16 protein-coding genes are annotated in these 24,141 nt (G+C 40.9%); 8 read left to right on the top strand and 8 right to left on the bottom strand.

The window, feature by feature from the left end; translation table 11 throughout:
* Nucleotides 1-31: 31 nt before the first annotated feature.
* On the bottom strand, nucleotides 32-2,035 hold the full coding sequence (locus tag JMX18_RS00555; RefSeq protein WP_201582684.1) for a heme lyase CcmF/NrfE family subunit: 2,004 nt from the start codon (nucleotides 2,033-2,035) through the stop codon (nucleotides 32-34).
* 327 nt (nucleotides 2,036-2,362) lie between these two features.
* The gene (locus tag JMX18_RS00550) at nucleotides 2,363-3,694 is read right to left on the bottom strand and encodes a hypothetical protein (protein ID WP_201582683.1); all 1,332 of its coding nucleotides are present in this window, start codon (nucleotides 3,692-3,694) and stop codon (nucleotides 2,363-2,365) included.
* Between the two features lie 594 nt (nucleotides 3,695-4,288).
* Here JMX18_RS00550 and mrdA point away from each other — a divergent pair.
* The 8 genes from mrdA (at nucleotide 4,289) to scpB (ending at nucleotide 12,452) form a co-directional block, all read left to right on the top strand.
* Nucleotides 4,289-6,262: a penicillin-binding protein 2 gene (mrdA, locus tag JMX18_RS00545; RefSeq protein WP_201582682.1), complete on the top strand. Its 1,974-nt coding sequence runs from the start codon at nucleotides 4,289-4,291 to the stop codon at nucleotides 6,260-6,262.
* Nucleotides 6,263-6,332: 70 nt separating this feature from the next.
* Entirely contained in the window at nucleotides 6,333-7,055 is a 723-nt protein-coding gene (gene rsmD / locus JMX18_RS00540; RefSeq protein ID WP_201582677.1) for a 16S rRNA (guanine(966)-N(2))-methyltransferase RsmD, read from the top strand.
* Between the two features lie 338 nt (nucleotides 7,056-7,393).
* Nucleotides 7,394-7,822 (top strand): 50S ribosomal protein L13, encoded by a 429-nt coding sequence (gene rplM / locus JMX18_RS00535; RefSeq protein ID WP_201582674.1) that lies wholly within the window; start codon nucleotides 7,394-7,396, stop codon nucleotides 7,820-7,822.
* Between the two features lie 10 nt (nucleotides 7,823-7,832).
* Nucleotides 7,833-8,219: a 30S ribosomal protein S9 gene (gene rpsI / locus JMX18_RS00530; protein WP_201582673.1), complete on the top strand. Its 387-nt coding sequence runs from the start codon at nucleotides 7,833-7,835 to the stop codon at nucleotides 8,217-8,219.
* 278 nt (nucleotides 8,220-8,497) lie between these two features.
* Nucleotides 8,498-9,589, top strand: a complete 1,092-nt coding sequence (locus tag JMX18_RS00525) for an LpxL/LpxP family acyltransferase (protein WP_201582672.1) — start codon at nucleotides 8,498-8,500, stop codon at nucleotides 9,587-9,589.
* A gap of 110 nt (nucleotides 9,590-9,699) precedes the next feature.
* Nucleotides 9,700-10,785 (top strand): tryptophan--tRNA ligase, encoded by a 1,086-nt coding sequence (gene trpS / locus JMX18_RS00520; RefSeq protein WP_201582671.1) that lies wholly within the window; start codon nucleotides 9,700-9,702, stop codon nucleotides 10,783-10,785.
* 3 nt (nucleotides 10,786-10,788) lie between these two features.
* Complete coding sequence (locus JMX18_RS00515) at nucleotides 10,789-11,622, top strand: segregation and condensation protein A (RefSeq protein WP_201582670.1); 834 nt, start codon at nucleotides 10,789-10,791, stop codon at nucleotides 11,620-11,622.
* A gap of 278 nt (nucleotides 11,623-11,900) precedes the next feature.
* A complete protein-coding gene (gene scpB, locus JMX18_RS00510) occupies nucleotides 11,901-12,452 on the top strand; it encodes an SMC-Scp complex subunit ScpB (protein WP_201582667.1) in 552 nt (183 codons plus the stop codon).
* Nucleotides 12,453-12,467: 15 nt separating this feature from the next.
* Here scpB and JMX18_RS00505 read toward each other — a convergent pair whose 3' ends face one another.
* The 6 genes from JMX18_RS00505 to JMX18_RS00480 form a co-directional block, all read right to left on the bottom strand.
* Nucleotides 12,468-14,378, bottom strand: a complete 1,911-nt coding sequence (locus JMX18_RS00505) for an acyltransferase family protein (RefSeq protein WP_201582661.1) — start codon at nucleotides 14,376-14,378, stop codon at nucleotides 12,468-12,470.
* 236 nt (nucleotides 14,379-14,614) lie between these two features.
* A complete protein-coding gene (locus JMX18_RS00500; protein WP_201582660.1) occupies nucleotides 14,615-16,564 on the bottom strand; it encodes an acyltransferase family protein in 1,950 nt (649 codons plus the stop codon).
* A 115-nt stretch (nucleotides 16,565-16,679) separates the two neighbouring features.
* Nucleotides 16,680-18,617, bottom strand: coding sequence for an acyltransferase family protein (locus tag JMX18_RS00495; RefSeq protein WP_201582659.1), 1,938 nt, complete (start codon nucleotides 18,615-18,617; stop codon nucleotides 16,680-16,682).
* 105 nt (nucleotides 18,618-18,722) lie between these two features.
* The gene (locus JMX18_RS00490; RefSeq protein WP_201582658.1) at nucleotides 18,723-20,636 is read right to left on the bottom strand and encodes an acyltransferase family protein; all 1,914 of its coding nucleotides are present in this window, start codon (nucleotides 20,634-20,636) and stop codon (nucleotides 18,723-18,725) included.
* 45 nt (nucleotides 20,637-20,681) lie between these two features.
* Nucleotides 20,682-22,499, bottom strand: coding sequence for an acyltransferase family protein (locus tag JMX18_RS00485; RefSeq protein ID WP_201582653.1), 1,818 nt, complete (start codon nucleotides 22,497-22,499; stop codon nucleotides 20,682-20,684).
* Between the two features lie 178 nt (nucleotides 22,500-22,677).
* Nucleotides 22,678-24,111: a capsule assembly Wzi family protein gene (locus JMX18_RS00480; protein WP_201582651.1), complete on the bottom strand. Its 1,434-nt coding sequence runs from the start codon at nucleotides 24,109-24,111 to the stop codon at nucleotides 22,678-22,680.
* Between the last annotated feature and the right edge of the window lie 30 nt (nucleotides 24,112-24,141).

The following is a 24,141-nucleotide window of genomic DNA, read 5'->3' as shown; positions in this document are numbered from 1 at the left end:
AAGTTGAAGCGGATTCTCTAAAAAGCTCATATTACCTCTCCCCCGCTGCAGGTACTGAATCTAAATGATCAGTAGTGATTTCAGCCGCTATTTTGGTTTTTTTGAGACGATAACGCTTATCGAGCATACTGAGTAGAGCACCCAAAGTCATAATGATCGAACCTAACCATATCCAACGAATCAAGGGCTTCACATAAATGCGTAGTGCCCACTGATTACTATCTTCAGCGATAGGCTCTCCCAAAGCCACATAGACATCACGTAGTAGACTCTCATCAATTGACGCTTCGGTCATCGGCATCATACTAACCACATAAGTACGTTTCTGCGGATAAAGGGTAGCTACGGCGCGGCCGTCTTTGGTAACATCAACCTGAGCTTGAGTAGCATCGTAGTTACTGCCTTTGACTTCGGTAAATTCCACCACCTTAAAGTCATAGCCTTGTACGTGCACCGTATCGCCAGGTCCCATCGCCACATCGCGCTCGATATCTAAACTGGTGACAAACGCCACCCCAATACAGGCGACAATCACCCCTATATGGGCGGTTTGCTGACCCCAATAACTGAGACGCAGCTGACCCAAGCCTTTAAAGAAATTAGGGGCGTTCTTAGTTTTGTCTCTAAAATCAACGATCATCCATAGCAGCACCCAAAAGCTTACTGCTAAAGTCATACCAATATTGAACATGGCAGACGGACTGGTAAAGTAAGCGATAATAGCGGCCAATACGATACTACTAGCGGCGATCGCCACACTAATACCTAATAATGGACGTTTATCTTGCTTCCAGCGAATATTAGAGCCCATCCCCATAGCGATTAATAATAGCCAAGTTAAAGGCACAAACAGCGCATTAAAGTATGGAGGGCCTACAGATACCTGACCAAGACTAAAGGCATCAGCGATGATAGGGTAAAGGGTACCGAGCAACACCACTAGCGTTGCGATCAAAATAATAGCGTTATTAATCACTAAAAATGATTCACGTGACACCAGCTGATATTGGCTCTCAACCGTCAAGCGCCAACCACGCACAGCGAACATCAGCAAACCACTACCGACGATAACACCAAGAATAATTAAGATAACCAGACCACGAGTGGGATCAGCTGCGAACGAGTGCACAGAGGTAATGACCCCAGAGCGTACTAGGAAAGTACCGAGCAGGCTGAGTGCAAAAGCGAAAATCGCCAGCATAATCGTCCAAGCTTTAAATACCCCACGCTTTTCGGTCACTGCCAAAGAGTGGATCAAAGCGGTACCAGCAAGCCATGGCATTAATGAAGCATTCTCTACTGGATCCCAGAACCACCAACCACCCCAGCCAAGCTCATAATAAGCCCACCATGAGCCCAGAGCGATACCGATGGTCAAAAACCCCCAAGCCGCTAATGCCCAAGGACGCGACCAACGTGTCCAAACTGCGTCCAAACGCCCTGCCCATAATGCCGCCATACAAAACGCAAACGGCACCACCATACCTACATAACCCATATACAGCATCGGTGGATGGAAAATTAATCCCGGATCCTGCAATAACGGGTTTAAGTCAGCGCCATCGACCAATAAATTAGGTAGAGTGCGCTCAAAGGGAGAGGAGGTAAAGATTAACATCGCTAGCATCATCAACTGCACACCAGCTAAAATAACCAATACCCGTGACCGCATCGACAGCGGTAAACCGCGACTAAAGTAGGAAACCAAGGCACACCAAGTGGCCATAATAGTAAGCCATAATAATAGCGAACCTTCGTGACCACCCCATGTGGCTGATAGCTTATAGTACCAAGGTAATAAGCTGTTAGAGTGCTGAGCGACATAGGAAAGGCTAAAGTCGTTATAGTAAAAGCCTGCCATCAAAGCGCAAAAGGAGAACATCATAGCCACAAATTGTGCCCAAGCTAAGCTTGGTGCCAAGCGCTGCAATGATATTTGGCCATGCATGATTCCAACGGTAGGTAATACAACTTGCAAAATCGCCAGCACAAAAGCGGCCAGCAAGGCAAAATAACCCAATTCTGTGATTAACATACGGTCTAACCTTGTTTACCTTAATACGGTCATAAGTTACGGTGACAGATCGGACTTGTCAGTCTCTACAAGCATCCATTATCTGCGTGGCTATACTACTTATACTTAATTATGAATACTGACTTACTTATCTTTACTTAGTTATATTTGTTAGCAGTTGCCATTCTATTTTGGTTTAGTATTTATAAATTGGTTTCTGATAGCTTTACATTAACTTACTATATTTACATTAGCGTACATTAACTTTTACTTATCACGCAGATGTATCTACCCTGTAGCAGCTATGTAGTAAGCCTTTAATACTCAGTTTATACTCTCAGTGCGGCTTTATTGTACTGCTGGAAAAAACACCAAAACCAGATGCAACCACCCGGCCAAAAACCCAGTCAAGCCGCCCAGTACAATCAGGGTCATTTCATCTTCACGAAACGCAGGGCGCAGTAAGTTCTGAAACTCATCAGGTGATAATGCGCGAATACGATCTCGAAACAGCCCGAATATTTTACTAGCTCGGCTCTCATTGAGCTCCGGATCGCGCAGAGGCACCATAGTCGCAGAGATGGATTTATCAATAATAGTGTTCTTTAGCTGGCCGTACTCACGGCGGCCAAGCCCCATCCGCAGGGTGGTACTAACGATGGGCGACTCCAGTACTTTGTAAAGGTGCGATTTCATCAATTCACGAGTTTGTGCCGCGCGAGCGCCATACATCATCTCATTCATGATATTTTCAAGCGTCACTAAGTCATTGACCACAATCTCGGCAAACACCTCTGAGACTTCTTCTTGGCGTTTCATAAAACCGCCTTGAAAGCGAAACTGGGCGATATGAGGAAACTGTAGTTTAATAAAAGGAAAACCACTACGGCGGGTAAAAAACTGCAAATAAGAGATAAAGCGCGGCTCTACAGGATTAAACACCATCCAAATCGCAATCCAGTTGGTCAAAAAGCCCCAAATGGCAGCGAAGAACGGTACGGTCCAATGCTGCGGCACTACCAAGAAAATAAACATCTGGATAATACCAAACACCAAGCCAATCAGCGCACTGATGTGCCAAATAAAGTCAATTTCTTTCTGCCCTACTTTTAGGAACATATTGACCATCAACTTGCGATCACTTTCCATCTTATTGACAATCATCTGGCGCATATCAACCAAGTCTTCGACATTATAGGTCAAATCGACCACCAAAGACTGCATAATCTCCGGCAACTCTTGATGAGCTTGAGCATAGATACGGCGCTTCACGGCGTAAGGAAGACTGCCCCACAAAGCTCCAGAGTGTTCCAACATGATCTCATCAATGAGCGATTCTAAATTTTCATCGACCGTATCGGTGATAAAAACCGCCATTTCTTCAGGCTCCATAGCTTGAAAAAACTCGTCGAGTGAGCCCAGCTTGGATAGCGTTTGATCGACAATAACCCCAGATATTTTGCCCGCTTTACGGGGGACGATGCCTTGCCAGCCGATGCCAGGTAAGCCAAAAAAAGGAAAGTTAGGAATGCGAATCCCCCAAAACTTAATGGGGTGAAATAGCATCTTTAGCGCCATCCATACGTGCGCCCAAGTAACAAATGCAGTCACTGGCGGAATGGTCAGCATAGCAAAGAATTCTGGATGCTCGGCGAGCGTCTGCCATATAGTTGCGAACATGACTGTTGGTGCCCCTAACTTGGCCATTATTATTGACCGATTATCGTTACTTTGGCGATGTTTTCACTCTATCAGTAATAAACCAGCGTACTTATCATAAGCACTTGACAAAGATGACTTATTATTAGAAATATAGGCTAAAATAAATCGAGTGATTTTAGCATACTTGTCATTATTTAGCACTTCTTGAGCCGCTACAACTTATGACTATTAGTAGCATACTTTGCTAGCGGTTAATTGAAGGCCGTATTTTGGGCTATGAGATCGCTCATTATCAGCTTCCGTTATCAGCTCTCGGCTGCCCAGTGATACTCGTTGAGTTCCGCTTCAAGTCCCAAGCCAAATTCCATGCCCAGCTCGATTTAAGTTCTATACTCAGTTATAGGCCTAGTTCTATACAGGCTCTAGACTATTCTGCTATAATTTATAGTTATCAATCTACACCCCTTATAAACTCTATCTTACCTACTGCTACTGTTTCTGCTTTTATCCTGTTTTTATCGTTTCTGTTTTTATCGTTTCTGTTTTTATTGTTCCTGTTTTTATTGTTCCTATCTATTATTATGCCATTACCATTATGAATACTGAATTTACATGAATAAGCCTTTAGCCTCAGAAACTGAACATATCAATCGCATCTTTATTCAGCGAGTGCTTGTTTTAGGCGTTATCATATTTTTGGGTCTAACCGTTCTGTTGCTGCGTTATGGTTATTTGCAGCTCTATGAACATGAAAAATATCAAACTCAGGCCGAAAACAACCGTATAAAACTGATCTCAGCGCCTCCAAGCCGAGGCTATATTTATGATCGCAACGGTATTTTATTGGCAGATAATAAGCCGGTTTTTACGGCGATGCTCAGCCCAAATGAGGCCAAAGATCCTGAGCGTACTTTAGCTTTACTGGCGCCTATCTTTGATTTAACTGAGACTGATATCACCGATATATTGGCTCGTTTGAGCAAAAGTAAAAACGATGCTGTGACTATTAAAATAGATCTAACCGAAGCCCAGCTGGCGCAGTTTAGCGAGCGTAAACCCTTCTTTCGCGGGGTAACTATCCAGAGCAAACTGACCCGTTCGTATCCTTATGATGAGCTATTTGCCCATGTCATTGGCTATGTGGGCCGTATCAATGATAAAGAGACCAAGCAAATCAATAAGGATCGCTACGCTGGCACCGACCTTATCGGGAAAATCGGTATCGAAAAGCATTATGAAGATATCCTACTAGGGCAACCAGGCTATCAATCGGTTGAAACTGATGCTCATGGCAATATTCTGCGCCAATTAGATACCCAGCCGCCCACCGCTGGTAACGATATTACTTTAAGCTTAGATTATGGACTGCAAACCGTTGCTCAGCAGCAACTGGACGGTCGGCGCGGTGCTATTGTCGCCATTGATCCGAGAAATGGTGATGTACTGGCCTTTGTTAGTAATCCAAGCTACGACCCTAACCCCTTTATCTCCGGTATTTCCTTTAAGGATTATGGGGCGCTGCGCGAAGATCCTGATGAGCCGCTTTATAACCGAGCGCTGCAAGGGACCTATCCACCCGGCTCTACTATCAAGCCTTTTGAGGGTTTAGGCGGTATTCATTATGGACTGCGCAACTGGGATACCACTATTTATGACCCCGGCTATTTTAGTTTGCCGGGTGATAGCCATCGCTTTCGTGACTGGAAGCGTGGCGGTCATGGTACGGTAGATCTAAAAAAGTCTATCGTGATGTCGGTCGATACTTATTATTATAAACTGGCTTATGAGATGGGGATTCAGCGTTTACATGATTGGATGGTGCGCTTCGGTTTTGGTGAAGAAACCGGTATCGACTTGCCGCATGAAAAGGCGGGTATTATGCCGTCACCGCAGTGGAAAAAAGACACTTATAATAAAGACTGGTTACCCGGTGAGACTATATCCGTGAGTATCGGTCAGGGTTATTTTTTGGCAACCCCGCTACAAGTGGCTAATGCTACCGCTATGACCGCCAATAAAGGCCATCATATTACCCCGCATTTATTAAAACGTAGTGAAGGTGCGGCTCAGGTTGAGGTAATCGAAAAACCTGATGGCAAAATCGATTATAACGGTCAGGATAGCGACTGGGTACGTATGCAGGATGCCATGGAAGATACGGTTAAGAGAGGCACGGCGCGCGGTATTTATACCGATCGCTACCGTATCGCTGGCAAAACCGGTACCGCCCAAGTAAAATCTATTGCCCAAGGTAAGAGCTATGATAAGTCTGCCCTCGATAAACGCCACTGGGATCATGCTTGGTTCAACGGCTTTGCACCGGTTGAAAATCCAGAGATTGCGCTAGCGGTCTTGGTCGAAAATGGCGGCGGTGGTAGTGCGGTGGCCGCCCCTATTGGACGGGCGCTCTTTGACTATTGGGTGCTGCAACGTAACCAAAACCCTATCTTGCCCCCTAATGCGGACCAACTAAAAGTTATCAAACGGCAAAAAGCCTTAGAAAAAGCCAAACGTGATGCTATCCGTGATCAACAAGCAGCGCTTAAAGAGCAAGCACAGTCAACGACAGCGCCAAGCCATGAATAAAATCAATAAATAAAACCAATGAATAAAATCGTAAATATAATATTAAAACCGCAGTAACAGAGCAGTCATTATGGCCAAAAGATCCCCAGCACGGCAACGTAAGCCAAAAGCAGCCGCTAAAAATAAAAACTCAGCGGTCGGCAATGTACGCATTATAGGTGGTCAATTTAAACGGCGAGTGGTGTCCTTTATTGACGCTGAAGGCCTACGCCCTACCCCGGATCGTTTGCGTGAAACCTTATTTAACTGGTTATTAAATGACTTGCACGGCGCACGAGTGCTAGATAGCTGTGCAGGTAGCGGCGTCTTAGGATTTGAGGCTTTATCACGCGGGGCGGCGCACTGTACCTTTATTGAAGCCAATCAAGCGCAGAGCCAAATGCTCCGTAAAAGCGCTGAGCAACTGTCCCTCGATAGTGCTAGTTATCAGGTGTTATATGGCCCAGCGGAGCAAGTGCTCGATCAATTAAATCCGTTCAATCAAAGCTCAGAGCATGAAATAAGTAGTGTTAATAACTCTACTGGCAACCCGACCTTTGATATCGTCTTTATTGACCCGCCTTATGCAGCTGATTTATGGCAGCCTATTTTGACTGCGCTGCTAAGGGCTGAATTGATTGATAACACTACGCTGATTTATATTGAAGCTGATAAGGATTTGACTGAGCATTTACAGCAGTGGGTCGTCTCTATGGAAACCGTTTTGACAGTGCAAAAGCCAAATGGCTTTGAGTGCATAAAACAGACTAAAGTAGGTCAAGTGGTCGCTGGACTTTATCAACTGAGCCCTTAATTTTTAATTACACTCTTTATCATAACAGTCTTGGTCATAATAGTCTTGGTCCTAGCAAAACTAGTCTTAACCCTCATCGCCATAAGTATTTCATCTTAATAATTTTTGCTTTAAGCTTTTTTATTAACCTAGCGGGCGAGTCGCTATGATATAATAGCCGTCAATTTACAAATTTTGACTAAAAACTGCCAAATGTAGCTGTTTAATACTCGGCAGGCTAAAATAAACCACAATGCAGCTTGCATGCTTAGACGCTACTGCTTATAATGTGCAGTCTGTTTTTTGAGAGCCCCGTTCCCAGACAAACTCTCAACGAATTTTAATTTTAAGGTTTTATCATGAAAACACTTAGTGCAAAACCAGCTGAAGTGACCCATGACTGGTACGTTGTCGATGCTGACGGCAAAACCCTTGGTCGCCTAGCTAGCCAAATCGCTCATCGCCTACGCGGTAAGCATAAGGCTTCTTTTACTCCGCACGTTGACACTGGTGACTATATTGTGGTCATCAATGCCGAAAAGATTGCTGTTACTGGTAAAAAAGCTCAAGATAAGAAATATTATCGTCACAGCGGCTACCCAGGCGGTATCAAAGAAACCAACTTCACCAAGCTGATTGCACATAAGCCTGAAGATGTTCTACACAAAGCAGTTAAGGGCATGCTTCCAAAAGGTCCTCTTGGCTATGCGATGATCAAGAAGCTGAAACTTTATGCGGGTACTGAGCATCCACATGAAGCCCAGCAACCTAAAGAACTAGACATCTAAGGATATACTTATGGAACGCAATTACGGAACTGGTCGCCGCAAGACTTCTACCGCTCGTGTCTTTTTATCAAAAGGTACTGGTAGCATCGTTGTTAACGGTAAGCCACTTGATGAATATTTTAGCCGTGAAACTTCACGCATGGTTGTTCGTCAGCCATTAGAACTATTAGACTCTACTAACGACTATGACTTATACGTTACTGTCGCTGGTGGTGGTATTAGTGGTCAAGCTGGTGCCATTCGTCATGGCATCACTCGCGCTCTTATCGAAGCTGACGAGACTCTAAAGCCTGCTCTAAAAGCAGCTGGCTTTGTAACTCGTGATCCACGTAAAGTTGAACGTAAGAAAGTGGGTCTACGTAAAGCACGTAAACGTCCACAATTCTCCAAACGTTAATCAAAGCTATTTTTTATCTATTTACCGCTATTACTTTGGTATCAAAGCTAGCGGAGTAGATAAAGTAATAGATTTGCAGAACCTTATAAGTTGGTCACAGCTTATAAGGTTTTTTTGTGGCTGATGGTTGGTTAATAATTGCTCGTACAGATATATTTACCGTTGCCTAGCGTGCGTTTTACGCAGCAAAACTTCATCAAAACAGCTTTAAATTCACCTTGTAAAGCCAGCCCAGCTACCCCATCATAATAGCAACTTTTATTATCAGCTCCCTTATTATGAAAGCGCCCGAATTATTTGATCCCAAAAAATCCAAACAGGATTCGCCAGAACAGTCGTCACCGCAGGGCAAGCCTATTAAATCCCCTGCCATTGCTGCTGGCACCCCGACCATCAAGCAAACCCAAAAGCGGACCGCTGAAGCGCCTAAAAAACCCTTTCAGTGGCAGTTTTTGTTGCCTAAATATTGGGGGTTTTGGCTACTCTTTGCTATTATCATGCCGCTGATTTATTTGCCTTTGCGTTGGCAGTTTTGGCTAGGGCGTAAGCTCGGTATATTAATTTACAAGCTAGCAGGCTCGCGGCGCCGTGATACTTTAATTAACTTAGGCTTGGCCTTTCCTGAAAAGCCAGCAGCTGAACGCGAGCTGATGGCCAAACAAGTCTTTGTCAATCAAGGTATCGGCGTATTTGAAACTCTATGCGCTTGGTTTCGTCCCAACGTATTTACCCGCACGGTTTCTATATCGGGACTACAACACTTAGTAAATGCTCAAAATGAAGGCCGCGCTGTTATTTTATTGGGAGCCCATTACACCATGTTAGATTTGGGAGGCCTGCTTTGTACTCAGTTTTTCGCTACTGACTGTATGTATCGACCCCAGAATAATGCGCTCCTTGACTGGTTTATCTATAATGGCCGTACCACTATCTTTGGTAAGCAAATCTCCAGCCGGGATATGCGCAGTTTGGTCAACTCTATCAAATCAGGCCATGTTATTTGGTACTCCCCTGATCAGGACTATGGACTGAAGCAAGGGGTAATGGCGCCCTTCTTTGGGGTTCCGGCGGCTACAATTACTACGCCGCGGCGCTTGGCAAAAATGGGCAGCAAACAGCATCCTCCAGCCGTAATGGCGTTACATACCTATCGGCAAACCCCCGATAGCCTGCCCAGCGGTAAACGTCCACATTATCATTTGACCATTACGCCGGCGCTGGTTAATTATCCCTCGCAGGATGAGGTCGCTGATGCTACTCGGGTTAATGAGATTCTAGAAGGGCTGATTCGTATTGATCCTACTCAGTGGATGTGGTTTCATAAACGCTTTAAAAATGGCCCTGAGGGACGTACTGATATTTATAAGTGATATGCCTAGCGCTAGATTTGTTATAATTTATCCTTCGTATTCGGTAAGTCGCCCTTTTTAACCTTTTATAGCCTTAACTTTTAGCTTCTACAATAAATAATGGATTTTTCATGAGTAATAATAATGCCGCCGTGCCTGCAAATGCCGCTCCTAGTTCAGAAAGCAAACGTATTTTAACCGGCATCAAGCCTACCGGTATTCCGCATCTAGGTAATTATGTCGGTGCCATTCGCCCAGCGATTCAGTCTATCCAAAATAGCGATCATGAGGCGTTTTTCTTTTTGGCAGACTATCACGGCATTATTGGCTGCTATGACCCGGCTGTTATTCATGAATCTACCAAAGCCATCGCCGCCACTTGGATCGCCTGTGGCCTTGACCCTGAGCGGGTGACTTTTTATCGTCAATCTGACATCGCTGAGATACCAGAGCTCGCTTGGATCTTAAACTGCTCCTGTGCTAAAGGGCTGATGAACCGTGCCCACGCCTATAAAGCAGCCGTTGACATCAATATGGAAAAGGACGACGTCGATCCTGATCAGGGCGTCACTATGGGACTGTTTGGCTATCCGGTGCTAATGGCAGCTGATATTTTGATGTTCAATGCCACTCATGTTCCTGTGGGCCGTGATCAAGTTCAGCATATCGAGATGGCACGAGATATCGCCGGTACTTTCAACCATAGATATAAGTCGCTATTTACCCTACCAAGTGCGGTTGTCGATGATGATATTCCGCTACTAACAGGGCTTGATGGGCGCAAAATGAGTAAAAGCTATGCTAATACTATCCCGCTGTTTGGTGAGATCAATCCGCAAGTAAGCTCTGAGAAGCAGATGCATAAAGCCATCATGAAAATCGTCACCAACTCGCAGTTGCCAGATGAGCCCAAAGATCCTGATGATTCGGCGCTGTTTGAGATTTATAAAGCTTTTGCCACGCCAGCAGAGATTGCCGATATGCGTGCCCAGTACGCCGCAGGTATCGGCTGGGGTGATGCCAAGCAAGTGTTATTTGACAAAATTAATAGCGAGATTGCGCCCTTCCGTGAGCGTTATCAACAGCTGATGGACAATCCCAAAGAGTTAGAAGAGATACTGCAAATGGGTGCGGATAAAGCCCGCCGTCATAGCCGTAAGCAATTGGATAAGACTCGCCGTGCTATTGGGATTCGCCCGCTTGCTAAGCTTAAATAGCTAATGCAGATCAGTCCGAGCTATCCTGCTAACAATGCTGCCATTAATCATGAGCCTGATAGCATTGATAGCATTCGTATCTACCAAACGCCCGTGCAGCAGTTGCCAGAGGATTTATACATACCCCCTGGCGCTTTTGCTATTTGGCTAGAGCAATTTGCCGGGCCGCTGGACTTTTTATTGTATTTGGTCAAAAAGAACAACGTTGATCTGACTCAAATGCCCATTCTGCCGATCACTGAGCAGTACTTAGCTTATATCGAAGGCTTAAGTCATGAGCATTTTGAGTTGGCGGGCGATTATCTACTGATGGCCTCGACCTTGATTGCTATCAAAACCGAGCTGCTATTACCCAAACCGCAAGCACCGCATGATGAGCGTGATCCAAAAGCTGAACTGATTGAGCGTTTAGAGGCCTATGCGCAGATTAAGTCAGCCAGCCAGCGCTTAGACAGTCTAGTGCGCCTTGAGCGTGACGTATTCTTATCGCTAGTCAGCATCCCCGACCAAAGCATCATGAATGCTGAGCTGCCAAGCTATTCGCCCAACTTACTGATAGACAGCCTTTTTAAAATGCAATTACAGCCCGATTACCAGATGCACACGATCAAGGTTGATGCTATCCCTCTATCTGATCGTATCGCTAGTATCAGCCGTCAATTGAGTAGTAACGGTTCGCTACCTTTCTTTGCATTACTAGATAAATCGCAAGGCAAAATCGGTGTGGTAGTTAGCTTTGTGGCGGTGTTAGAGCTTATGAAACGGCAATTGGTTGGAGTGATGGAAAGTGCTACCCATGAAGATAGTAACCAGCTACAGTTAGAGTGGTTGGTGTAGTATGCTGTGCTACCCTACAACATTTGCAATGTATACAAAATATTTTGCTTAAATTAACTTATTGTAGGGTGCGCCCGGCGCACCACTTAAGAGTTGGATTTTGAATACAAAAGCGTTATTTGAAAAACAAATGAACATAAAACTATGTTTATAGAAAGAAATATTTTTCATATTTATGCGTTGGTGCGTGGAACGCACCCTACAAAAACCGAAAACCACAAGCAAATTAGTGAGTCAAAGCTAGAGTGGTTGGTGTAATGATAAAGAGCAAACCCAGCATGGCAAACAACAATGATATCCATAATGCCGAAGCGCATAGCCGACATATTGAAGTACTATTGCACGCCTCTGAAACTCCGCTCACAGCCAATGCGATAAAAAAGCATTTATCGCTATCGACAGCAGAGTTAGAGCAGTCGTTGGTACTGTTACAGCAGCGCCTAAGTGATGGCGTACTTAGTCTAAATGAAACCGCTAGTGGCTATCGCTTGCAAATAGCTGATAGTTATAGCGCCCTGATTCAGCGGGTGTTTCCGCAGCGCCAACAGCGTCTAAGTCAGGCGTTGCTAGAGACCCTAAGCGTAATAGCTTATAAGCAGCCGGTTACTCGTAGCGATATTGAATACGTGCGCGGGGTGACTTTATCGAGTAATATATTACGGCAACTGTTTGATAAAGGCTGGATTAAAGAGGAAGGTTACAAAGATACTTTAGGGCGTCCAGCGTTGCTACATACGACGCCGCAGTTTTTAGATGCTTTTGGACTAAGTCATTTGGATGAGTTGCCGCCGATGCCGGATTTGGCAGCGATAAAGAGTACAGAACATTGAAAACAACCTAAAGTTTTACTTGTTATATAGGTTTAATAAAGGCTCTGCTAGAATCTCGTTAACTACGAGCAAAGATCCCGATTTACTTAGATGACCATAATCAACCTGTAGCAACTCTCCATCATCAGCAAGCACTTTGCAATAGTATACCTCTTCATCTTTATGCTCTTCACACAGCTGGTCAATTAATGATATGTATTTATAGCCGTTTTCATTGCGGCTCTTCATTATCTGATCGGTAGCTATCATATCTAAATCTAAGCCATTATCAGCTATCATTTGTGGTTTACTCTTCCAGTTTTTAGGTTTGATCATAATGTCTGGTAGAGAGGGCTGCCACTGAGACACAGGTCCAACCACTATTATTTTTGTGTCAGCTATTGATGCTACTTTAGCACTTATTTGTTGCCAGTCTTGCTCTTCATGACTGTTGGCTTGCGCAATAACTACTAAAGTAGGATTAAGCTTTTTAATACTTTGTAGAGCTAACTTATTAGAAGAGTCACAAGCTTTTTTGCCTAATCCTGTCTGCTTATCAGTCTCACTTAGCGAGACTATACAGCCTGCTGAAGTCTTTTGATAAAAAGGTATGTTTTGCGCTTCTGCAAGCTCTCTTAAACCAAAAGATAGCGCTTCAGCATGAGAATCACCCCAAAGAAATATACCGCCATGACCTTTTTTAGTGATACAACTAGGATCTATATCAGTAGTTCCTGTTTCTTCTAAAGCAGAATAGGAATTACACTTTAGCCAATAGGTTTCATCTAAGTTTTGGTGCTGAGTGGTATAGTAATCCAAAAATTTTGCTTGTTCTGAGTTAGCTCCAGCGCGCCTATCTATATCGGCACCCTCAGATTTATAAATCAATGTTCCTAATGCAAAAGTAGCCAACAATATATAAAGTGGCTTGACTCGCCATAAATTCTTCCACTGACTATATGAAGCTAACTTGGCTCTCTCGACGTACTTATAACTGAGATAGCCTAAAAAAATAGATAGTCCCATTCCAAGATAGATATAAAACGAATCTAACGAGGCCCTATAAATAAAAACTACAATAGGCCAATGCCAAAGATAAATGGAATAAGACCAAGCACCTATTTTTTGGAAAACAAAGTTGCCAGTAAGCAAACTGTCGTTGCGCTGTGCTTGAATGATAAAGAACGAACCTAGTACTGGAAATAGCGCCAGATAACCTGGCCAAGCATTTTCTGCTGATATCCAAAAACAAGAGCCAATGATCAGAGCTAAACCTAGTAATTCTAGCCCTTTCTTTCGTGGTTCTGATAGTTTAAATGGATATAGATAAGCTACCCCGCCTATCATCATCTCCCAAGCTCTAGCAGGTAATAAGTAATAAGCAGCGTTTGGAGTAGAGTAACTCACAAATACGCAATAGATAAAACCGACAATCGTCCCAAATACCAGTAATAGCTTCATAGTATTGAGTGATACCAGTTTGCGCAAACCCAATAGTATCAATGGATAGATGATATAAAACTGCCATTCAACCGATAATGACCAGCTATGTAGTAACCATTTTTCATGAGAGGCCGCTTCAAAATAGCCTGCTTCTTTTAGGTAAGTGTGGTTGGATACAAAACCAATAGTACGAGCAGCGTGTTTACCTAAGGCTTTATATTCTAATGGGGTCAAATAAAACCAACCAAATACCAATAGCACCACACAAAGTAGCGCTAATGCGGGAATGATTCTATTGCCTCGAGCGATATAGAACTTTGCAATAGAGAAGTCTTGCTGTTCGATACCTCTAAAGATAATGCTAGTCATCAAAAAACCGGAGATGACGAAAAAGACATCAACACCAGCAAAACCACCCGGCATCCAAGCGGCATTGAAGTGAAACAGGACTACCGCAATAACGGCAAAGGCTCTTAAGCCATTGATATCTTTTCTGAATTTCATAAGTTTAAAGGCCTACTAAAGTCTTCTTTTCTATAAAATAGTACTGAGTAGGCAATTTCCCCAACCATAAAACACTAATCAAATAAAGTTAAGCCGCCTAAGTTGATCTTTTATGGTGTGAAGCCGCCATTGCCCATACTTGGGACGGTTTAGTTTTTACTTTTAGGGATGATTATCCTAACGTCTGGGAGAGAAGGTTACCACTGAGAAACTGGTCTTCTAGTATAATAATTTTGTCATTTAGAAATCATAGTATCTTCTAACCAACCCTCTAGCCTCAAACTTCCTACAATAGACAAATGGTCATTATCAAAGTAATATGAACTTTCTATATCTCCAACTGGACAGTTGTCTTTATTACACATAGCAGCTGTAGGGTCTATAACATTAATATTCGCATAAAGATCTGCTTCTTCATTGATTATATCATTGGTCTTTTTCTGAAAATTATTATGTTTTTCTGTAGAAATAGAGTTTCTATTTAGCTCTTCAATGTTAGTTGCCTTATTTTCTGACGAATTAAAAAGTATTTTATCAGGCTTATTCTCTTGTAAAGGTACTTGAAGCATAACGTATATATCAGAATCGCTTTTTGCGTACTCTGCAAAAGTCTCTTTAACACTTGACTTGAATACTTCGATTGAATTTTCCTGACTTACACTTTGATTGGCATCATTATAAATAAACTGAATGTCAGGATTCTCGTAGTTGCCTTCTGTATAGTATGTCCATCTTGCAGATAAGAGTACATAGTCGTAGACGCCACTCAAAATATTTTCTTTTATTTTATTATTTAACTCATAGCACGACTTTTCTTCTTGGTCATCCCGTTTCACATAAGTATCTACAAGAGGGGGACACCCACTATATCCGGTGTATGTAAGCTGTAATTTATTATTTTTAGCTAAATTCTCAATTGCGGGTAATAGTGAATAGGAATGGCTGTCTCCAAAAGCTAAAAGCTTCTCTTTACCTTCCGTTACTGTGCAAAACTCACTCTCTATAAGATGTTGGTATGGTTTGTCAAAGCACTCATAATTCCCTCTTTCCATACTATCAACAAATGCTATTTGTTGAGGTGACATACGATAGCTTCTGACTGTCTCATCCTCTATAACTAAGGTAGCTGCTAAAATACCAACAATACCCGCTATATATATTGGCTTACTCTTTAAGTAACTTAAAAGAGTAGGAAAGCTTCTTTGAAACTTAATTTTTTCAATATATTTGTAACTTAAGAAGCCAAGCAGTACTGAAAGCGCCATACCTATATAAATATAGTAAGTAGGTAGTGAGAACAAGTAAATGGCAACGACCAAAGGCCAATGCCATAGGTAGATTGAGTAAGACCAAGAGCCTAGCTTTTGAGAGACAACATTACCAGTAACTATACTGTCGTCACGTTGCGCTTGTAAAATTAAAAACGAGCCTACAACAGGAAATATAGCTAAATACCCAGGCCAAGGATTTTCTGCTGATATTAGAAAGTAAGAGCCAATAACTAAAATCAAACCTGTCCATTCTATAATTCGCTTTTTATTCTCTTGTACTTTAAAAGGATAAAGGTAGGCGATACCACCTATCATCATCTCCCAAGCTCTCATTGGAAAAAGATAGTAGGATGCACTTGGCCATTTGTAAGTAGCAATAGCAGAGAAGATGAAGCCACCTACGGTGCCTACTATAATTAATAACTTTAAAGCCTTTATAGATAAGAACCTACGTAACGCTAAGAGTATTAATGGATATATAATATAAAATTGCCATTCAACCGATAGCGACCAAGTATGTAATAGCCATTTCTCATGAGAAGCGGCATCAAAATAACCCGCTTCTGACCAATAGACAAAATTAGACAAAAACCCTACGCTACTAGCGGCATGTTTACCTAATGATCTGTATTCTAAGGGTGTGAGGTAAAACCAGCCAAATACTAATAATACTAAGCAAAGTAGCGCTAAAGCAGGAATGATCCTATTAGCACGAGCAACATAAAAATTAAGAACTGAAAAATTATCTTGTTCGATACCTCTAAAAATAATACCTGTCATTAGAAAACCAGAGATGACGAAAAACACATCAACTCCGGCAAAGCCACCTGGCATCCATGCCGCATTAAAGTGAAATAACACTACAGAGATAACAGCAAGCGCCCTAAGGCCATTAATATCTTTTCTAAATTTCATAAGTTCAAAGGCCTACTAAAATCTTTTTTCTATAAAATAATACTGAGTTGTAATAGCATAATAGAGGTGTCGAATATATCCACTTTATATTTTTTGCTGACATTTGGAATAAATACTATTCAAGTATCTCGTCATATATAGGCGAAATCACTTCTGCACCATATAAGCTTAAATGATCATCATCATAATAAGCAGGAATACCATTGATATCTCCATAGCAATATTCACTATCACATAGATAAGGAGTAGGATCTATGGTCTTAGCGCCACATCTTTTGACAGCCTCATTTTGCATCTCAAAAACCCATTGTTGACGTTGACTGTATTCAGCACGTGTTATTCTAATTCTTTCTACATTTTGTTTTAAACTTAATGCTTTAAACATAGTGGTAGGCACATTTACTTTTAGCTCAGGTATCGGTCTCATTAGATAAACGGGATTACTTTCAGTAAACTCGCATATAGTATTGACCATATGATCTGCTATATTTACTCTATATTCATCGTTTCTTTTGGTAAAAACTTTATCAACAAACTTATTAGGTGGTAGTGATTCAAAATCTAACTCTTCATTAGCTCCGTATGTATATGCTGAAGCTCTATTAATAATGATAACTGGAATGTTCGGATAATCTTTTGCAGCAGTCGTAATAGCATTTGCGACTAACTTTCCACAATTATAATCCTTGTTTTGACCATCAACCGTATAAACATTTTTAATAGTAGGGCACCCTGAAAGCTGTAAACTTAGAATACTTCCATTATTTAACGAAGCTCTATTACCAATAGCGATATTCTGAGCCATAGCGTGGCTGTCTCCGATAACTATTGCCTTTACAGGTCCATTGCCATAAGTACAGCTAGCAGATACACCATCGGTAACTATGCTACACATCCCTTCCCTAGGATCTTTCTTTTGTTGATTTACTATTTTAATTTGCTCTGGTGTAAAACGATAAGGACTCAACTTGTCATACTGTACATAGACCAAACTTCCTAGTACACCTAATACTCCTGCAATATATAATGGTACACTTTTAAAATAACTGAATAACGTTGAAAAATTACTTCTAAATCTAATCTTCTCTACATACTTGTAGCTAAGAAAGCCAAGTAATATTGACAGCATCATACCTATGTAGATGTAAGCGTCGTTTAAGGAAAAATAATATATAGCTACTACAATTGGCCAATGCCATAGATAAATAGAATAAGACCAACTTCCTAGCTTTTGAAAAACAATATTTCCAGTAACAAAGCTATCATCTCTTTGGGCCTGAAGAATTAAAAAGGCACCAACAACTGGAAATAGTCCTAAATAGCCTGGCCAAGGATTTGCAGCAGATACTAAAAAGTAGGAGCCGACAATTGCAATTATTCCTATCCATTCTATTATCTTCTTACGCTTTTCTGGTAATCTCCAAGGATACAGATACGCGACACCACCAATCATCATCTCCCATGCTCGGGCTGGTAGTAGATAATATGAGGCACTTACCCATTTGTAGCTAGCAAACGCACAGAATATAAAACCTATCACGGTTCCTATTATCAGCATAATTTTCATAGTCTTTATTGACATGAATTTACGCATTGCTACCAATATTAAAGGGTAAATAATATAAAACTGCCATTCAACCGATAACGACCAACTATGCAACAGCCATTTCTCATGTGAAGAAGCATCAAAGTATCCCGCTTCTGACCAATAAACAAAGTTAGATAAAAAGCCTACGCTGCTAGCAGCATGTTTACCTAAAGCTCGATAGTCAAAAGGTGTTAAATAAAACCAACCAAAAACTAGCAATACTAAACACAACAACGCTAAAGCAGGAATAATTCGATTGGCTCGGGCTACATAGAATTTTAGAATAGAGAAATCATCTTGCTCAATACCTCTAAAGATAATCCCAGTCATTAAAAAACCAGAGATAACGAAGAATACATCAACCCCAGCAAAGCCGCCTGGCATCCATGTCGCATTAAAATGAAACAGGACTACAGCTATAACCGCAATAGCTCTTAAGCCGTTTATGTCTTTTCTAAATTTCATAGGTTAATTAGCCAGTATTCTAAAATAATAGTGATTGATATTAAGATAGAGAAAGAATCTTTGTGAATTTTTATGTAGTATTTCTTAATAAAAATTATTGATAATCTATTTCAAATCGAAATGGCTCATTACCAATTCATAATCTTGTTGATTCATAAAATGCTTAGCTGCATATTTAGATCCAAGAACAGAGATATGACCGCCATCAAAACTATATGGAATAGTATAATCTTCTATATTAAAAGTATTAGTGTCTCGGTAGAGTAAACTTCTATCAAGATAGTAAACGTTGGCATAGTTTTCAGACAATCTTTCTAATCTCGTGTTAGCATCAGTCACAAGGACATCATTCTCTTGTATATTGCTCATATTAAATGGCTTTTGAAAATACATGCTTCTATAGAAGCTCTGTAACGGACTCTTCATATAACGATGAGGTGCTGCCATAATAAACACATTAATATCAAGCTCAGCTGCTTCATCGACTACTTGCTCAATATCTTCAAAATAACCTAGATTTAAAGCACCATCCCAAGAGCCTGCGAATATTATATTTTTATAATTGCTCATATTTTCTTTTAGATAAGCTCTATTCAACAAGCATTGGTCATAAGCGCTATCAGATTTAGGTCCTGTATAGTTTTCACTGAGAGAAGGCATACACCAATTAGTCACTATAGATTGGAATGAAGCGTTATTATCTTTAAATACTTCATCAAAGAACGGCTCAAGATGACCAGCATAGGAATCTCCAAATAGTAAAGTCGTTGATTGTTTTTCCTTATCTCCCAAATAGCAGTTGGTACCTACACTTTGACTTACAACAAAGCTTGGATCGTGAGAGGAGTAAAAGCAATAACCATTACTCCTATAAGGAATGACTAAATCTTTTGCTATAGCTGTATCAGTAGCACTTAAAGAGAAACGACTTCCAACACCATTTTGTATAAAAACAAGACCTGCTATTACCCCTACAAAACCTGCAATGTAAATAGGCTTGCTACGAAAATAACTCAATAAGCTATTGAAATTACTCTTAAATTTAATTCGTTCCACATATTTATAGCTTAGAAAACCAAGTAATATTGATAATGCCATACCTATATATATATACTGGTCAGGCATTGAGAAGATGTAGATAGCAACCACAAGTGGCCAGTGCCATAGATAAATAGAATAAGACCAACTTCCTAACTTCTGAAAGACAATATTACTGGTGATAAAACTATCATTACGTTGAGCTTGTATAATTAGGAATGAGCCGATTACTGGAAATAAAGCTAAATAGCCTGGCCATGGGTCTGTAGCAGATACTAAAAAGTAAGAACCAATAATTGAGATTATGCCCACCCACTCTACCAGCTTCTTACGTTTTTCTGATAATGTCCAAGGATATAGATACGCGACACCGCCAATCATCATCTCCCAAGCTCTGGTCGGCAATAGATAATAAGAAGCGCTTGCCCATCTGTAACTAGCCAAAGCACAAAATATGAATCCTACTACGGTTCCTACTATCAACATAACTTTCATAGTCTTTATCGACATGAATTTACGCATTGCTACCAAGATTAACGGATAGATAATATAAAACTGCCATTCAACTGATAGTGACCAACTATGTAATAACCATTTTTCATGAGAAGCGGCATCAAAATAATTCGCTTCTGTCCAATAAACAATATTAGAGAGGAAACTAACACTACTAGCGGCATGCTTACCCAGTGCTTTGTACTCCATGGGAGTTAGATAAAACCAGCCAAACACCAGTAATACTAGGCATAGTAAAGCTAAAGCAGGAATGATTCTATTTGCTCGAGCTACATAGAATTTTAGAATAGAGAAGTTTTGTTGTTCAATACCTCTAAAAATAATTCCAGTCATGAGAAAGCCAGAGATGACGAAAAAAACATCAACTCCGGCAAAGCCACCTGGCATCCATGCCGCATTAAAGTGAAATAACACTACAGAGATAACAGCAAGCGCCCTAAGGCCATTAATATCTTTTCTAAATTTCATAGGATTAGACGCCAAAATATTATTCAGTATAGTAATTAATAAGTCTCACGATGGGGCTAACGACTTTTGATCTCGTAAAATAGTGTTGTATATCTCTTTAAAGAGATGACTACCAGTGATAGTCAAATGATGGCTATCGAAATAAAATGGCCTACCCTCCTCAGATGCATATCGGCAATTTGGAGTACAAAAATAATCAACTACTGGCAATGAGACAAAATTATCTTCGTCAATGGCTCTAACAAAACTAATTTGGTTAAAATTATCACTCAGGTAATCCGCTTTAGTTTGTTTTTCAACCTCATAATCCTGTTTATGAATGTCATCATACATAAAGACGGGCACACTATCTTGCCATTCGGGTACAGGTTCAATAAAATAAACACTAATCCCAACAAGCCTTGCTTCTTTAACTACCTCTTTAATAGTTTCTTCAGATATTGAAGATTTTTTAAAATGAAGAATTAACTTATTTACTCCTTTCGTAGATGCTTCTTCAATTAAACTTTTGGCGCTAATATCACCTTCCATTAAAGGCTCATTTGAAACCATAAAAAATAGCTTGGCTTGATATTTTTTTGCCTCTTCAACGAAGCTATCTTTGATTGAATCACTATGGCTGTTCCCAACAAGCATCAAATTTTGCTTAGGATTATCAATTTCAGGAGTCAAATCGCAGGATATAGCTGTTGGCTCTAATATTCTTATCATTTTACCGCAGCGATAATTACCTCTATCTTTAAAAGCTTGGAAAATCAGATGTTCTTGTGGTGTAAAAAACTTATTCTGTATAAGGGGTAATATTAAAACTAACAAAGCTATTACTAATGAGGAGCCTATAACAAGACTTCTGACACTGTACTTGAGTCGTTTATGTTCAAAAAAGTAATATAATAAAGCCGAAGTCAATATAGTGAGTATTGTTATAATAATGCCATCTTTTAGGCTAGGAATGATTAAATTTGTACCGCTAAATGGTTTTGACAAATAAAGCACTATGACAGGGAAGTGTGCTAAGTAAATAGAATATGAATACTTACCGATTCTTTCCAAGAGCTTTGCTACCATAGAGCTTTCAATAAAACTTGGTATACCAAAGACTAAAATCAATGCAGTAGCGATAGTGACTATTAGAGCAAATAATCCTGGGTGACCATCAACAACGTTAAGCGCTTCTCCATTTACAGTGAAAAGTGGAATTATAAATAATATAACAAGTCCCACTAAACCCAACCCTTTATATCTAGTAAACTTTAAGTTACCTTGATTGGTGAAATAATAAGCCGCTCCATAACCTAGCAGAAACTCCCATAATCTGAAGGGAAGCATAAAAAACGAGGTTTTTGGAGAGATGCCAACGACAAAGAAACACGTAACTAAACTTATGATTAAGATTACTAGGAAAATGTATTTATTCTTACTGAATAGCCAATAAAGTATGGGAACAATAAGATAGAACTGCATTTCAACGCCCAAAGACCATAAGTGTAGAAGGGGGTTAAAATCAGTAGTACTAAAGTAAGAGTTTTGAGCCCAGAAACCCAAGTTAGATGCAAAAGCAATGGCATACTTTGCTTGGTTAGCTACTTGTACCGCTTCATTTGGAGTAGTCAATAAATATGAGAATAGCAGAGTAAAAAGTATCGTTGCATAGTAAGCAGGTAATAGCCTTTTAGCTCGTCTTAAATAAAAATTAGAAATATTGTTCTTATCGTATAGGACAGCCATTAAAAAACCACTAATAACAAAAAAGACGTCTACACCTAAAAAACCACTCTTAATTGAACTAAAGCCTAAATGAAATAACACTACAAGTATTACAGCTATTCCTCTTATCACTTGTATATCTGCACGATAATTCATACGGGACCCTGGATTCCTAAAGCTAGTAGTAATTAACTAAAATTGAAGAAATAATATAATAAAATTTATTTACTTCAAAACACTAATGTTTGAAACTAAAAACGTATCAAACCTAATATTAATTAACGATTAGATTTGATACGTTTGTTTTTGCTATCTAGTTGAATTATTGTTGAAGTTAACGTGTTTTCAATTCCAGTCCAATTCCTGCACCAATATCACTCGACTGAGTATCAGAATCTACTGCCCAAACTCTAGTAGTGACTAAAGCTTGGGGCTGCAATTGATGCTCCCAAGCCAAGTCGATCCCTGTTAGCTTGTCTTCCACGGGGAAGGCATGGTTGATAGAGAGATTTGATTGGTTGACTTTAGCATGCTGTACTTTAGCATTGATAAAATTACGATTATCAAGCCATAACTTACCACCTAGCGAGACACTCTGGGTATCACCGCCCAACGCATGACCGAGTGGATAGCCATGCTGATAATAACCATCTGTATAGATACTATGGCTATAAGAAATACCTCTAACATCGCCACTAGTACGGGTATCTGCATATTCAGCATAGAGCTGATAAGGCTTACCGTAAGCAGCAGAAGCATAGTCTGCACCAGCTAAATACATATTCTTGGCCGGTAAGCCGCCAGCTTCATCTTCTCCAGTATACTGAGCATAAACGGTAGCTGGTACATCAACCAATGAAGATAGTTTTAATTTAGCATCAAAGCCGCCAAGCTGGTTAGCAGGGTCGCCACCATCTCTCCCCCCATTATCTTTAGTGCCTTTAATAGCATCGATAAAGGAGCTAAAATCTGACGGCCGTCCCTCTCCGCCCCACATAAAGGTACGAGAAGCACCCACCTCTAACCATTCCCATGGACTAGCAGTAAGGCGAGCACCAAATAGCTTGGTATCTGGTATCGCTTCGTAGTCGTCAAGTTGGCCAGCAAATAGTTGATATTGCCATGGGCCTACCCAAGATAAATACTGAGATGCGGGCGCATTTTGCTCATCACGCTGCATAGTAAACCCCATTACTGGTAAACTGGCATCTCCGCGGATAAGGCTGCCATCATTTCCCGGTCCCCACCACGTTGGTATTTGCCCAGCGACCAACCACTGATTACCCAGTGTACCTGCTATATATGAGCCTTCAAGACTGACATCGCTCGCCTCTTCAATCAGCTTATCGTTCTTGATATTGACTTGTAGATTGGCTTCCCACTGGGTATCACTAAAGCCTAGCTCAACTGTAGCTTGTTGACCTGCCAACTGATTATCTGCAAAGGTCTGGGGTAGCTGATCTCTATCAGTCTGTAGATACAGTTTTGCAGCCCCATTAACGCCTAATCTTGACTGCTCAGCAACTTTAGCTTGTACCGCCTGTACGACTTGTTGTTGAGTAGCGGTCTTTATTCTAGCAGTAGCTAAAGCTCGATTGATCTCATTGGTGGTTAGCGGCCAAGTACTGGTGCTAATCTGGGTCACTCCTTGACTGTTCAACCAATCAAGCTCTGACTTTAATTTTAGGTCATTCATATGTAAATTCTGTGCCGATGCCAGCACCGATACCATACCAAAACCCAGTAGAACGCTCAGTCTTTTATACATAATCAGCTACTTTTATAAAGGTGTTTTGTC

The sequence above is a fragment of the Psychrobacter jeotgali genome (assembly GCF_904846315.1).
Lineage (GTDB): Bacteria > Pseudomonadota > Gammaproteobacteria > Pseudomonadales > Moraxellaceae > Psychrobacter > Psychrobacter jeotgali.
This window is presented reverse-complemented; position numbering and strand designations above follow the sequence as displayed.